Raw genomic sequence first — 13,319 nt, forward strand, 5'->3', positions numbered from 1 at the left:
TCGCCAGGGCAGCAGCAGCCAAGGGCTGCCACTGCCAGCCGGGGCCTTAGACGTTCTGCCGCTCACCCTTCGGATCGAAGAACACCGAGGACACGATCTCCGCTTCGATCACGCTGCCATCCGCCTGCGGCGAGTAAACACGCTCGCCCATGCGCTTGAGGCCGCCCTTGACCACACCCATGGCGAACGAATAGCCCAGGGAGTTGGCCGCGTAGCTGGAGGTGACGTGGCCGACCATGTCCATCGGGATCGGCTGTTTCGGGTCAAACACCAACTGGGCGCCTTCAGGCAGCCACTTGGTCGGGTCGACAGGCTTGAGGCCAACCAGCTGCTTGCGGTTTTCGCGCACGCAGTCTTCGCGGTTCATGCCACGCAGGCCGATCCACGAGAACGGCTTGTTGCGGCCTACGCACCAGCTCATGTTCAGGTCGTCCGGGGTCATCGAGCCGTCAGTGTCCTGGCCTACGATGATGAAGCCCTTCTCGGCACGCAGTACGTGCATGGTTTCGGTGCCGTACGGGGTCAGGTTGTACTTCTTGCCTGCCTCGATGACCTTTTCCAGCACGCCCATGGCGTAGTTGGCCTGCACGTTCACTTCGTATGACAGCTCACCGGTGAACGAGATACGGAACACACGGGCCGGTACGCCACCAACGGTGCCTTCCTTCCAGGTCATGAACGGGAAGGCGTCCTTGTCCAGGTCGATGTCGTCGGTCAGCTCGCTGAGCAGCTTGCGGCTGTTGGGGCCAGACAGGGTCAGGGTGGCCCAGTGGTCGGTGACCGAGGTGAAGTACACCTTCATCTCCGGCCATTCGGTCTGGTGGTACAGCTCCAGCCACTGCAGTACGCGGGCGGCGCCGCCGGTGGTGGTGGTCATGTAGAAGTGGTTGTCGCCGACGCAGGCGGTAACACCGTCGTCAAAGACCATGCCGTCTTCCTTGCACATCAGGCCGTAGCGGGCCTTGCCCACGTCCAGCTTGGTCCAGGCGTTGGAATACACGCGGTTGAGGAACTCGCGGGCATCCGGGCCCTGGATGTCGATCTTGCCCAGGGTCGAGGCGTCCAGCAGGCCCACGCTGTCACGCACGGCCTTGCATTCGCGGGCCACGGCGGTGTGGATGTCTTCACCGGCTTTAGGGAAGTACCACGGGCGCTTCCACTGGCCGACGTCTTCGAACTCGGCACCGTTCTTCACGTGCCAGGCATGCAGGGCGGTGAAGCGCACCGGCTCGAACAGGTGACCACAGTGACGGCCGGCTACCGCGCCGAAGGTCACCGGGGTGTAGTTCGGGCGGAACATGGTGGTGCCCATTTCCGGGATGGTGATGCCGATCGAACGTGCGGCAATCGCCAGGCCGTTGATGTTGCCCAGTTTGCCCTGGTCGGTGCCGAAGCCCAGCGCAGTGTAACGTTTTACGTGCTCGACCGACTCAAAGCCCTCACGGGTGGCCAGTTCGATACCGGCGGCGGTCACGTCGTTTTGCTGATCGACGAACTGCTTCGGCCCTTTGGTGCCCTTGTCGTGCGGCACCTGGAACAGCGCCACGGTGGCCTCTTCCTTGCGCGCAACGGTTTTCGGCAGGGTGCCGGTGGTGGCTTTGAAGCCGGCCTCGGTGGCTGCGCGCACGCCGCCTTCAAACCCGTCGGCAATAACATCGCCCAGCGCGTAAACGCCATTGATGCCGCCTACACACTCGCGCTTCTGCGGCGCATCACCCGGCACGAAGCCAAGGATGTCCTCGCGCCACACCGGGCGACCGCCCAGGTGCGAAGCCAAGTGCACGATCGGGCTGTAGCCACCCGAAGTGGCAATCAGGTCGCACTCGAGGGTTTCGCCAGGGCTGGTGACTTTGTGCGCCTGCACATCGATGGCGGCCACGCGGGCACCGGTGACGTGCTTGCTGCCCTTGGCTTCGACCACGGCGCTGGAGGTGAGAATGCGGATGCCTTTGGCACGGGCTTCCTCTACCAGCGAACCACGCGGGTTGTGGCGGGCGTCGGCGATGGCAACCACTTGCAGGCCAGCGTCGTGCCAGTCGAGCGCGGCGCGGTAGGCGTGATCGTTGTTGGTCGACAGCACCAACTTGCGGCCCGGTGCCACGCCATAGCGGCGCACGTAGGTGGAAACGGCACCGGCCAGCATGTTGCCCGGCACGTCGTTGTTGCCGTACACCAGCGGGCGCTCGTGGGCACCGGCAGCCAGTACCACGCGCTTGGCGCGAACGCGGTGAACGCGGTGGCGCACCTGGCCGATCGGGGCACGGTCGCCCAGGTGGTCGGTCAGGCGCTCGTGAATGGTCAGGAAGTTGTGGTCGTGGTAACCGTTGACCGTGGCGCGTGGCAACAGGGTCACTTCCGGCAGGCCTTCCAGCTCTTTGATAACCCCGTTCACCCAATCAGCGGCAGGCTTGCCGTCAAGGGTTTCACGGCTGTCGAGCAGGCTGCCACCGAACTCTTCCTGTTCGTCGGCCAGGATCACGCGGGCACCGCTGCGGGCAGCGGCCAGCGCGGCGGCCAGGCCAGCAGGGCCGGCACCAACGATCAGCACGTCGCAGTGCTGGTTCATGTAGTCGTAGCTGTCCGGGTCGTTCTGCAGCGGCGCGCGGCCCAGGCCGGCAGCCTTGCGGATGTACTTCTCGTAAGTCATCCAGAACGATTTCGGGTACATGAAAGTTTTGTAGTAGAAGCCAGGCGGCATCATGCTGCCACCCACCTTGCCAAGGATGCCCATCACGTCGTTGTTGACGTTCGGCCAGCCGTTGGTGCTGGTGGCAACCAGGCCTGCATACAGCGCCTGCTGGGTGGCACGCACGTTAGGGATCTGGGTGGCTTCGCTGGAGCCGATCTGCAGGATGGCGTTCGGCTCTTCGGTACCGGCTGCGATGATGCCGCGCGGACGCGAGTACTTGAAGCTGCGGCCCACGATGTCGACGCCGTTGGCCAGCAGTGCGGCGGCCAGGGTGTCACCGGCATAACCCTGGTAGGTCTTGCCGTTGAAGGTGAAATTCAGGACCTTGCTGCGGTCGATACGGCCGCCGCTGGCGAGGCGATAGGTCTGGCTCATACTTTTTCCCCTTGGCCTTTGACGGTCGACGGTGCGCTGCTGGCCTTGCCTTGGGCGGTCACCTGTGGCTTCTCGCCAATCTTGTAGGTTTCCAGAATCTCGTAGGTCACGGTGTCACGGGTGACGTTGAAGTACTGGCGGCAGCCGGCAACGTGGTCCCACAGCTCGTGGTGGATGCCACGCGGGTTGTCGCGGAAGAACATGTACGTGCCCCACTCCTCGTCGGAGCAGGCATTAGGGTCCAGCGGGCGGGCGATGTGCGCCTGGCCTGAGGCGTGGAACTCTTCTTCGGAGCGCAGCTCGCCGCAGTGGGGACAGAAAATTTGCAACATGACGGTTGTCTCCGGTTAGTGGGCGACGGCAGCAGCGCCGTGTTCGTCGATCAAAGCGCCGTTGTAGAAACGGTCGATGGAGAAAGGCGCAGCCAGCGGGTGCATCTCGCCCTTGGCCAGGCTCGCCGCGAAGACGTTGCCCGAACCCGGGGTGGCCTTGAAGCCACCGGTGCCCCAGCCGCAGTTGAAGAACATGTTCTTGACCGGGGTCTTGGAGATGATCGGGCAAGCGTCCGGGGTGGTGTCGACGATGCCGCCCCACTGGCGGTTCATGCGCACGCGCGACAGGTTCGGGAACATTTCCACGATCGCCTGCAAGGTGTGCTCGATCACCGGGTACGAACCGCGCTGGCCGTAACCGACCCAGCCGTCGATACCGGCACCGATCACCAGGTCGCCCTTGTCGGACTGGCTGATGTAGCCGTGCACGGCGTTGGACATGATCACGCTGTCGATGATTGGCTTGATTGGCTCAGAAACGAGAGCCTGCAGCGGGTGCGATTCCAGCGGCAGACGGAAGCCGGCCAGCTTGGCCATGTGCCCGGAATTACCGGCGGTGACCACGCCGACGCGCTTGGCGCCGATGAAGCCTTTGTTGGTTTCTACACCAATGACCGCGCCGTTTTCCTTACGGAAGCCGATCACCTCGGTCTGCTGGATCAGGTCCACGCCCAAGGCGTCGGCAGCACGGGCAAAGCCCCAGGCCACGGCGTCGTGACGAGCCACGCCGCCACGGCGCTGAACGGTGGCGCCGAGGATCGGGTAACGGGTGTTCTTCGAGCAGTCCAGGTACGGGATTTCAGCCGCAACCTGGGCGGTGTTCAGCAGCTCGCCATCGACGCCATTGAGGCGGTTGGCGCTGACCCGGCGCTCGGAATCACGCATGTCCTGCAAGGTGTGGCACAGGTTGTAGACGCCACGCTGGGAGAACATCACGTTGTAGTTGAGGTCCTGGGACAGGCCCTCCCACAACTTCATGGCGTGCTCGTACAAATGCGCCGACTCGTCCCACAGGTAGTTGGAACGCACGATGGTGGTGTTACGGGCGGTGTTGCCGCCCCCCAGGTAACCCTTCTCGATCACCGCGACGTTGGTGATGCCGTGTTCCTTGGCCAGGTAGTAGGCCGTGGCCAGGCCGTGGCCGCCACCGCCGACGATGACCACGTCATAGACCTTTTTAGGGGTCGGCGTGCGCCACATGCGCTGCCAGTTTTCGTGGTGGCTGAGGGAGTGTTTGAAAAGGCCGAAGCCCGAGTAGCGTTGCATGGTCGTTTACTCCACTCAGCGGTAAACAGGGAAGTCGGCGCACAGGGCGGCGACGTTTTTCGCCACATCGGCTTCCACGTCGGCGTCACCCAGGTTGTCGAGGATGTCGCAGATCCAGCCGGCCAGGGCTACGCACTGGGCCACTTTGAAGCCACGGGTGGTGACGGCCGGGGTACCGATGCGCAGGCCGGAGGTGACGAACGGCGACTGCGGGTCGTTCGGTACGGCGTTCTTGTTGACGGTAATGTGCGCGCGGCCCAGAGCGGCGTCGGCGTCTTTACCGGTAAGGCCCTGGCGGATCAGGCTGACCAGGAACAGGTGGTTGTCGGTACCACCGGAAACCACGTCGTAGCCACGGTCGACAAATACTTCAGCCATGGCCTGGGCGTTTTCGATGACCTGCTTCTGGTAGGCCTTGAAGCCTGGTTCCAGGGCTTCCTTGAAGCACACGGCCTTGGCGGCGATGACGTGCATCAGCGGGCCACCCTGGGCGCCCGGGAATACGGCGGCGTTCAGCTTCTTCTCGATCTCTTCGTTCGACTTGGCCAGGATCAGGCCGCCACGCGGGCCGCGCAGGGTCTTGTGGGTGGTGGTGGTCACCACATCGGCGAACGGGATCGGGTTCGGGTACAGGCCAGCGGCCACCAGGCCGGCGACGTGGGCCATGTCGACGAACAGCAGCGCACCGACTTTATCGGCGATCTGACGGAAACGTGGGAAATCGAGGGTCTTGGAGTAGGCCGAGAAACCGGCGACGATCATCTTAGGCTTGTGCTCGACGGCCAGGCGCTCGACTTCGTCGTAGTCGATCAGGCCAGTGTCGGTGTTGATGCCGTACTGAACTGCATTGTACAGCTTGCCCGAGGAAGACACTTTGGCACCGTGGGTCAGGTGGCCGCCGTGGGCCAGGCTCATGCCCAGGATGGTGTCACCGGCTTGCAGCAGGGCCAGGTAGACCGCGCCGTTGGCCGACGAGCCGGAGTGCGGCTGAACGTTGGCGTAGTCGGCGCCGAACAGCTGCTTGGCGCGCTCGATGGCCAGTGCTTCAACCTTGTCTACGTGCTCGCAGCCGCCGTAATAGCGCTTGCCCGGGTAGCCTTCGGCGTACTTGTTGGTGAGGCCGCTGCCTTGGGCCTGCATCACGCGCTTGCTGGTGTAGTTCTCCGAGGCGATCAGCTCGATGTGATCTTCCTGGCGCTGTTCTTCGGCATTCATCGCCGCCAGCAGTGCGTCGTCATAACCCTGGATCTGGTCTTGCTTGCTGAACATCGTGTTTCTCCCGGCAGCGATCGATTCTTGTCTGTAAGGCACTGTGGCCCTTTGTGGCGATGGTATGACTGGCCGGGGCGGGTCAGATGCCTGCGCACGCCTTGCAATGGCGCGTTTACGACATTGGCTTTTGTGTTGCTCGCGCCGGCCTTATCGCGGATGAATCCGCTCCTACAAGCAATACGTACCACTGTAGGAGCGGATTTATCCGCGAAGGGCCCGTACAGACAGCCGCGAATCCAGCTGATACATCCTTGTATAGGCAACCGTTAAAGCGATGGTTTAGAGTGCTGTTCTGCGTCGTTCACAGGACAGTGTCATGACAGATAAGAGCCAACAATTCGCCAGCGACAACTACTCCGGCATCTGCCCCGAAGCGTGGGCGGCAATGGAGATGGCCAACCACGGCCACGACCGCGCCTACGGCGATGACCAATGGACCGAGCGTGCCTCGGAGTACTTCCGCAAACTGTTCGAAACCGACTGCGAGGTCTTCTTCGCCTTCAACGGCACCGCTGCCAACTCCCTGGCCCTGGCCTCGTTGTGCCAGAGCTACCACAGCGTGATCTGCTCCGAGACGGCCCACGTCGAGACCGACGAGTGTGGCGCGCCGGAATTCTTCTCCAACGGCTCCAAACTGCTGACTGCAGCCAGCATCAACGGCAAGCTGACGCCCGAGTCGATCCGTGAAGTGGCGCTCAAGCGCCAGGATATCCACTACCCCAAACCCCGCGTGGTGACCATTACCCAGGCTACCGAGGTAGGCACCGTCTACCGCCCTGACGAGCTCAGGGCGATCAGCGCCACCTGTAAGGAACTGGGCTTGAACCTGCACATGGACGGCGCGCGCTTTTCCAACGCCTGCGCGTTCCTCGGCTGCTCGCCAGCCGAACTGACCTGGAAGGCCGGGGTCGACGTGCTGTGCTTTGGCGGCACCAAGAACGGCATGGCGGTGGGTGAGGCGATTTTGTTCTTCAACCGTGACTTGGCAGAAGACTTTGACTACCGCTGCAAGCAGGCAGGGCAACTGGCGTCGAAGATGCGCTTCCTGTCGGCGCCTTGGGTTGGCTTGCTGGAAGATGATGCTTGGTTGAAGTATGGGTCACATGCCAACCGATGCGCGCAGTTGCTGGCTTCGCTGGTGAAGGATTTGCCAGGGGTGGAGCTGATGTTCCCGGTGGAGGCCAACGGGGTGTTCCTGCAGATGCCGGAGCATGCCATTGAAGCGCTGCGCAATAAGGGCTGGCGCTTCTATACCTTCATTGGTAGCGGCGGCGCGCGGTTCATGTGCTCGTGGGATACCGAAGAGGAACGGGTGCGGGAGCTGGCAGCGGATATCCGTAGCATTATTGGCGCCTGACAGATTGCTGGGAGGGCTTTGCCCTCCTTTCCGACCGGTCCGGCGCCCCGGCGAGGCCGCTCCTACAAGGGAATGCGCTGTCACTGTAGGAGCGGCCTTGTGTCGCGAAAGGGCCGCGCAGCGGCCCCGGCAATTTAAAGCCTAAACCCACCCATCTGCCGCGCCAGATCATCAGCCAACCCACGCAACGCCCGGCATTCCTCACGGCACCCCTGCACCTCCGCCACCGTTTCCCGCGCCAAATCGGAAATCCCCTGCACTGTCCGGTTAATTTCTTCGGTCACCGCAGATTGCTCTTCAGTCGCCGTGGCCACTTGGTGGTTCATGTCGCTGATGTGCTCAACCTGATCGGTAATTGCGCCCAGTGAAGCCCCGGTACGCTGGCTCGACTCCACGCCACTGCCTGTGGCCTGCTGCCCCGCCTGCATCGAACTCACCGCCGAACCCGCGCCCTGCTTGAGCCGCTGGATCATCTGCTGCACCTCATCGGTGGACAGCTGCGTGCGCCGCGCCAAAGTGCGCACTTCATCAGCCACCACGGCAAACCCACGGCCCATGTCCCCTGCCCGCGCTGCTTCGATGGCGGCATTCAGTGCCAACAGGTTGGTCTGTTCGGAAATACTGCGGATCACCGCCAAAACCTCATCAATTGAGGCAACTTCGTCGGCCAATTGGCTGACGGCATCAGCCGCCTTGCCAATATCTCCCGACATGCCTTCGATACCCTGAATCGACCGCCGCACCACTTCACGCGCCTGCAAGGCTTCATCCCGCGCCGACTGCGAGGCCTGCGCCGCATCCCCGGCATTGCGCGCAATGTCCTGCACCGTCAGGCCCATCTCATGCACGGCAGTAGCAACCATTTCGGTCATTTCCTGTTGCCGCCCCGAGCGCTCGGCAGTGTTATCCACCACATGGGTTACCTGCGCGACTGCCAGGTGCAGGCGCTCGGTGGTGCGCAAGACTTCGCCAATCAGCCCGCGCTGGCTGTCGAGGAAGCCATTGAAGCCACGGGCCAAGTCGCCTAGTTCGTCCTGGCGCGAATCGTCAAGGCGCTTGCTGAGGTCACCACCACCGCTGCCGATCTGCATCAGTGCGGTCGTCACCTGGCGGATCGGCCGTACCAGCCCGCGAGCAAGCAACACCACCAGTAACAGGGAAATCAGCGCCACACCGCCGCCGATCAGCGTGGTTAGCCAGATCGACTGGCGCATTTGCGCATAGATCTGCGCCTCGGGCACCTCTGCGACCAGCGTCCAGTTCATGTCGCGCAGGGGCAACGCTAGAGCCAGGTAGTCTTCGCCATCACGGCTGAAACGGCTGCTGCGTTGGGCGGAATCGCCCGAAAGAAGCGCTTGGGATGCATCGGCACCCAGCTGTTCGGCGAGCCGACGCTTGCCGCTGTACTGATTGTCGGGGTGCACCTGGATCAGGCCATCGTTGCGCACCAGGTACACCTTGCCGCGCTCACCGAAGCTGAAGTCATGGATCAGCCGTGACAGCTCGCTCATACGCAAGCCCATGCCTGCAACACCGACCAGCTTGCCGTCTTTTTCAACGCGATAGTCGATGAACAGCGCCAATTCGCCGGTAGAACCGTCAATGTCGATGTTGATCAGGCGCTCGGCACCGCTGTCGATGTAACCGTAGAACCAGCTGTCCTTGGGGTTGGCGCGGCTAAGGGTGCGGTCCAGGCCTTTCTCGTTGTAGTAGTGGCCAGTTTCGGTAGCGGCGAACATGGTGGTGAACGCTTTATTACGCTGCCTGGCGGCCTCAAGGTATTCAACGAATCGGGGAGCTTCGGCGGGGTCTTCGCCAGCTGCCAGCCAGTCGCGCAGCAGCGTATTGCCGGCGATGTCCGCAGCCGCCACCAACGGCTGGCCGAGCATGCGTTCGATATCGTTGCGGATGGCTTCGATACTGGCGGGCAAGGCGGTATCCACCAGATACCTTTCAGTCAGGCGGTTGAGCGCCACCGTGAAGATCACCACTACAACCAGAATGCTCGCCAGCAGGGCCGCGCCCATGCTCGCGATCAATTGCCACTGGATGCTCTTACGCCAGATACGCATGCCCCTTGCTCCCCGCAATTATTGTTTTGCGAGAAGTGTATACACATGAGTATCCGATTATTCCAGTGATCTAGAACAAGATCACGGTCCCTGTAGGAGCGGATTTATCCGCGAAGCAGGCGACGCGGTGGGCACCGGCTACGCCGGTGAACGCGGCTGAAGCCGCTCCTACAAGGGGAGTGCATTTCTTACTGCTCGGCAATGGTCCGAACAATCGCGTCCACCGTAGCATCAATCTGCGCCTGTGTACGTTCAAGCGTCTGCTGGTGTTCCTTCTGCAGTTCGACCTGCTTCGAGCACAGATTCAAGGCAGCCAACACCAACAGCTTGTCACCAATCAAAGTCGGGTACGAACGCTTGGTCTCGTTCAGCGCGTTGTTGAGCATCCGCACGGCCTGCGCCAGGGTTTCCTCCTGGCCTTCGGGCGCCTTGATCGAATAGTCGCTGCCGAGGATCGACACGACATTGATCGGCTGCGCTTGCAGTCTCATGCGCCGACGACGCCAGCACTGGCGCGCTCAACCAGCGCCTGAATACGCGCGGCGGTAGCGCCGTGCTTTTCTTCCTGCTCCATCAGCGACAGTTGCAGGGTTTCGTTTTCTTCCTTGGCCTGGGCCAGTTCCTGGCCAAGGGCGGAGTTCTGCTCGGTGAGTTGAGCGTTTTTCTGCATCAGGTCGCTGACCAGTTGCTCGAGTTGATTCAGGGAGGCTTCCAGCATGGGGGCTATCTCGGGTTGTTGCAAAGGGCGCACACGATAAAGAAAAGTGTCAGCCCTCGCCATTAAATATCGGATTTACAAGGAATATGCCTGGCAGATTGACAGAGTATCCCGGCCCTTGTTCCGACTTGGGTCAACCGCCGGTCAGGTAATTAGTTAGCTGGCTCACATTTTTTGCCTGTCGCACTCAAGACTGATCAGTCACGACCGATACCGGGATAGGTCACATTCTGTCGCACGGACCGCGCCCCTGCCCTAGCCCGGAATCTTCTTCCCATGTCCCTACGCAACATGAACATCGCCCCGCGTGCCTTGCTCGGGTTTGCCATGATCGGCCTGCTGATGCTTGGCCTCGGCGTCTTCTCGCTCATTCAGATGGGCAACATCCGCCAGGCCGGCGTCGCCATCGAGAACGTCAGCGTGCCCAGCATCAAGACCCTCGACGAACTCGGCATGCTCAACCTGCGCCTGCGCACCCTGTCTTACCGCCTGTTGCTGAACCGCGAACCGGAAACCCTGCGCGACACGCTGAATCTGCTGGACCAGCGCAACGCCCAGATCGACCGCGCCCGCCAGGCTTACGTGCCTTTGATCGGTGCACGTGATGAACAGGCAGCATTCGACCAGTACACCCAGCTGCTCAACGAGTATCGCCAACTCGAAGCGCGCATGCGCAGCATGAGCCAGGCTGGGCGCACCGACGAACTGCGCGATTTGCTGAACCGCGATTTGCTGGCCAACTCCGAACAGATCAACAAGGTCATGGACACCTTGGTGCAGATCAACACCGACCAGACCCGCGAAACCAACGAAACTGCCGCCAGCCAATATGCCGCGGCCTTTGCCCTGGTGATCGGCCTGCTGATCGCAGCCACCGTGCTGACTTTCCTGTGCGCCTTCCTGCTGACCCGCAGCATCGTCAAACCGATCGACGAAGCCCTCAAGGCCGCCGAGCAGGTGGCTGATGGCGACTTGACGCATGCGATCCACGCCGAAGGTACCGACGAAGCCGCCCGCTTGCTACGCGCCATGGCGCGCATGCAAGACAAACTGCGCGACACCCTGCAACTGATCGCCGGCTCCGCTACCCAGCTTGCCTCTGCAGCGGAAGAGCTCAACTGCGTCACCGACGTCAGTGCTCGTGGCCTGCAACAGCAGAACAACGAAATCGAGCAGGCGGCCACCGCCGTCACCGAAATGACCAGCGCTGTCGAGGAAGTGGCGCGCAACGCAGTAAGCACCTCCGAAGCCTCCAGTGAAGCCAGCCGGTCAGCTGGAGATGGCCGTGACCTGGTAATGGAGACCGTGGGCGCCATCGAGCGTATGAGCGGTGACGTGCAGGCGACCGCCAAGCTGATCACTCACCTGGCCGAGCAGTCGCGAGACATTGGCAAGGTACTGGACGTGATTCGCGGCCTTGCCGACCAGACCAACCTGTTGGCGCTGAATGCCGCCATCGAAGCCGCCCGCGCAGGTGAGGCCGGCCGTGGGTTTGCAGTGGTGGCAGACGAAGTGCGTGCACTGGCCCATCGCACGCAGCAGTCGACCAGTGAAATCGAGCGGATGATCGGCAGCATCCAGGGCGGCACCGAAGAAGCCGTGGCGTCGATGCGCACCAGCACCGAGCGCGCCGAATCGACGCTGAACATCGCCAAGGGCGCGGGCATGGCACTGGACAGCATTGCCGGAGCCGTGGCGCAGATCAATGAACGTAACCTGGTGATTGCCAGTGCGGCGGAAGAACAGGCCCAGGTGGCGCGGGAAGTGGACCGCAACCTGGTGAACATCAATGACCTGTCGGTGCAGAGTGCGACAGGTGCGCATCAGACCAGTGCGGCGAGTGCCGAGCTGTCGCGCCTGGCCGTTGATTTGAACGGTTTGGTGGCTCGTTTCCGTACTTGATATTAGAAAGGGGCCGCTTTGCGGCCCATCGCGGCTAAAGGCCGCTCCTACAAGGGAACGCGTACCCCCTGTAGGAGCGGCTTCAGCCGCGATGGGCTGCAAAGCAGCCCCAACAATCCAGGATCAGTAATCGATCCGAACATCCCCCTTGGGCACACTGCAGCACGACAGGATATAACCCTCGGCCTCGTCCTCCTCGGTAATCCCGCCGTTGTGCTCCATCTCTACCTCGCCGCCCAGCTTGAGCACCTTGCAGGTGCCGCAAATGCCCATGCCGCAGGCTTTCGGAATCATCAACCCGACCTTCGCCGCCGCCGCATGCACGGTTTCACCCGGGGCGATACGAATGCTCTTCTCGCTGCCGATGAACTCCACCAGGTTCAGGTCGGAAGCATCCACCTCCGGCGCATCGGCCGCCTGCTCGGCGTGCTCCACCGCATCGGCTTTGGCCTCTGGTGGCGTCGCGCCAAACGATTCCTCGTGGTAGTTGTTCATGTCGAAGCCCACTGCTTCGAGCATGCGCTTCACCGCCGTCATGTAAGGCGTAGGGCCGCAGCAGAAGATCGTGCGCTCCATGTAGTCCGGCGCAATCAGCTCCATCAAGCGCTGGTTCAGGTAACCGCGGTAACCCGCCCAAGGCTCACCCAACCCGTGCTTCTCGCAAATGATGTGCAGGCTGAAGTTGGGAATACGCGACGCCATCTGCTCCAGTTCGCGGTGGTAGATGATGTCCTTCGGTGAGCGGGCGCTGTGCACGAACACCATGTCGACGTTGGCGTTGGTGTCGTAGAACCAGCGAGCCATCGACATCACCGGGGTAATGCCTACCCCACCCGACAGGTACAGCGTTTTACCTGCCGGGAAGTCGATGGCATTGAACAGTCCCACCGGACCATGCACAGGCAATTCGGCGCCTTCGTGCATGGTGTCATGCAGGAAGTTGGACACCAGCCCGCCCGGCACGCGTTTAACCGTGATCGAGAAGCTGTATGGCACCGACGGCGAGCTGGAAATGGTGTAGGAGCGCATCACCGGCTTGCCTTCGATCTCCAACTCCAGGGTGACGAACTGCCCTGGTTTGAAGAAGAACATGATCGGCTGGTCTGCCATGAAGCAGAAGGTGCGCACGTCCCAGGTCTCCTGAATGACCTTGACGCAGCGCACGATGTGGCGACCGTTGGCCCAGGTCTGGGTGCTGACCGGATTGAGGAAGGTATCGGACATGTTCATCTCCAGCGGCCGACAATTGGCCTTTTTATGGCTGGGATAATGCGCAAGCCGAAGGCGTCGCACATTTCTGCCAGCGACATCGGCGTGCTTATAGCGACCAGCCCCG

At 62.0% G+C, this 13,319-nt stretch carries 10 protein-coding genes and 1 pseudogene; 3 read left to right on the plus strand and 8 right to left on the minus strand.

Features of this window, described 5'->3' with window-relative positions; all coding sequences use genetic code 11:
• Positions 1-46 precede the first annotated feature (46 nt).
• Genes PVV54_RS24580 through PVV54_RS24595 form a run of 4 tightly spaced genes read right to left on the minus strand, consistent with a single transcriptional unit; the run spans position 47 to position 5,931 of the window.
• Positions 47-3,064: a sarcosine oxidase subunit alpha gene (locus tag PVV54_RS24580; protein WP_274907680.1), complete on the minus strand. Its 3,018-nt coding sequence runs from the start codon at positions 3,062-3,064 to the stop codon at positions 47-49.
• Positions 3,061-3,396 (minus strand): sarcosine oxidase subunit delta, encoded by a 336-nt coding sequence (locus tag PVV54_RS24585; protein ID WP_274907681.1) that lies wholly within the window; start codon positions 3,394-3,396, stop codon positions 3,061-3,063. The genes PVV54_RS24580 and PVV54_RS24585 overlap by 4 nt, the downstream gene beginning before the upstream one ends.
• Positions 3,397-3,411: 15 nt before the next feature.
• Positions 3,412-4,662, minus strand: coding sequence for a sarcosine oxidase subunit beta family protein (locus PVV54_RS24590; protein ID WP_274907682.1), 1,251 nt, complete (start codon positions 4,660-4,662; stop codon positions 3,412-3,414).
• Positions 4,663-4,677: 15 nt separating this feature from the next.
• Positions 4,678-5,931 carry a serine hydroxymethyltransferase gene (locus PVV54_RS24595; protein WP_274907683.1) on the minus strand — a complete coding sequence of 418 codons (1,254 nt, stop codon included), beginning with the start codon at positions 5,929-5,931 and terminating at the stop codon, positions 4,678-4,680.
• Positions 5,932-6,250: 319 nt separating this feature from the next.
• Here PVV54_RS24595 and PVV54_RS24600 point away from each other — a divergent pair, with 319 nt between their 5' ends.
• Entirely contained in the window at positions 6,251-7,291 is a 1,041-nt protein-coding gene (locus PVV54_RS24600; protein ID WP_274907684.1) for a threonine aldolase family protein, read from the plus strand.
• 134 nt (positions 7,292-7,425) lie between these two features.
• On the opposite strand, the gene PVV54_RS24605 is transcribed toward PVV54_RS24600, so the two are convergent.
• The 3 genes from PVV54_RS24605 to PVV54_RS24615 form a co-directional block, all read right to left on the minus strand.
• Positions 7,426-9,363: a methyl-accepting chemotaxis protein gene (locus tag PVV54_RS24605; protein WP_274907685.1), complete on the minus strand. Its 1,938-nt coding sequence runs from the start codon at positions 9,361-9,363 to the stop codon at positions 7,426-7,428.
• Positions 9,364-9,551: 188 nt separating this feature from the next.
• Complete coding sequence (locus PVV54_RS24610) at positions 9,552-9,854, minus strand: cell division protein ZapA (RefSeq protein ID WP_274907686.1); 303 nt, start codon at positions 9,852-9,854, stop codon at positions 9,552-9,554.
• Positions 9,851-10,081, minus strand: coding sequence for a hypothetical protein (locus PVV54_RS24615; protein ID WP_274907687.1), 231 nt, complete (start codon positions 10,079-10,081; stop codon positions 9,851-9,853). The genes PVV54_RS24610 and PVV54_RS24615 overlap by 4 nt, the downstream gene beginning before the upstream one ends.
• 291 nt (positions 10,082-10,372) lie before the next feature.
• On the opposite strand from PVV54_RS24615, the pseudogene PVV54_RS26675 reads away from it, so the two are divergent.
• Together PVV54_RS26675 and PVV54_RS26680 are read left to right on the plus strand one after the other, a co-directional pair.
• Positions 10,373-11,128 (plus strand): annotated as a pseudogene (locus tag PVV54_RS26675) (MCP four helix bundle domain-containing protein); the annotation flags it as partial.
• Positions 11,120-11,983 (plus strand): methyl-accepting chemotaxis protein, encoded by an 864-nt coding sequence (locus PVV54_RS26680; protein WP_446731481.1) that lies wholly within the window; start codon positions 11,120-11,122, stop codon positions 11,981-11,983. The pseudogene PVV54_RS26675 and the gene PVV54_RS26680, both read left to right, overlap by 9 nt.
• A gap of 123 nt (positions 11,984-12,106) precedes the next feature.
• Here the strand turns inward: PVV54_RS26680 and gbcB are convergent, their stop codons facing one another.
• Positions 12,107-13,207, minus strand: coding sequence for a glycine-betaine demethylase subunit GbcB (gene gbcB / locus PVV54_RS24625; protein WP_274907689.1), 1,101 nt, complete (start codon positions 13,205-13,207; stop codon positions 12,107-12,109).
• Between the last annotated feature and the right edge of the window lie 112 nt (positions 13,208-13,319).

The sequence above is a fragment of the Pseudomonas sp. PSKL.D1 genome, from assembly GCF_028898945.1.
Taxonomy (GTDB): Bacteria; Pseudomonadota; Gammaproteobacteria; order Pseudomonadales; family Pseudomonadaceae; genus Aquipseudomonas.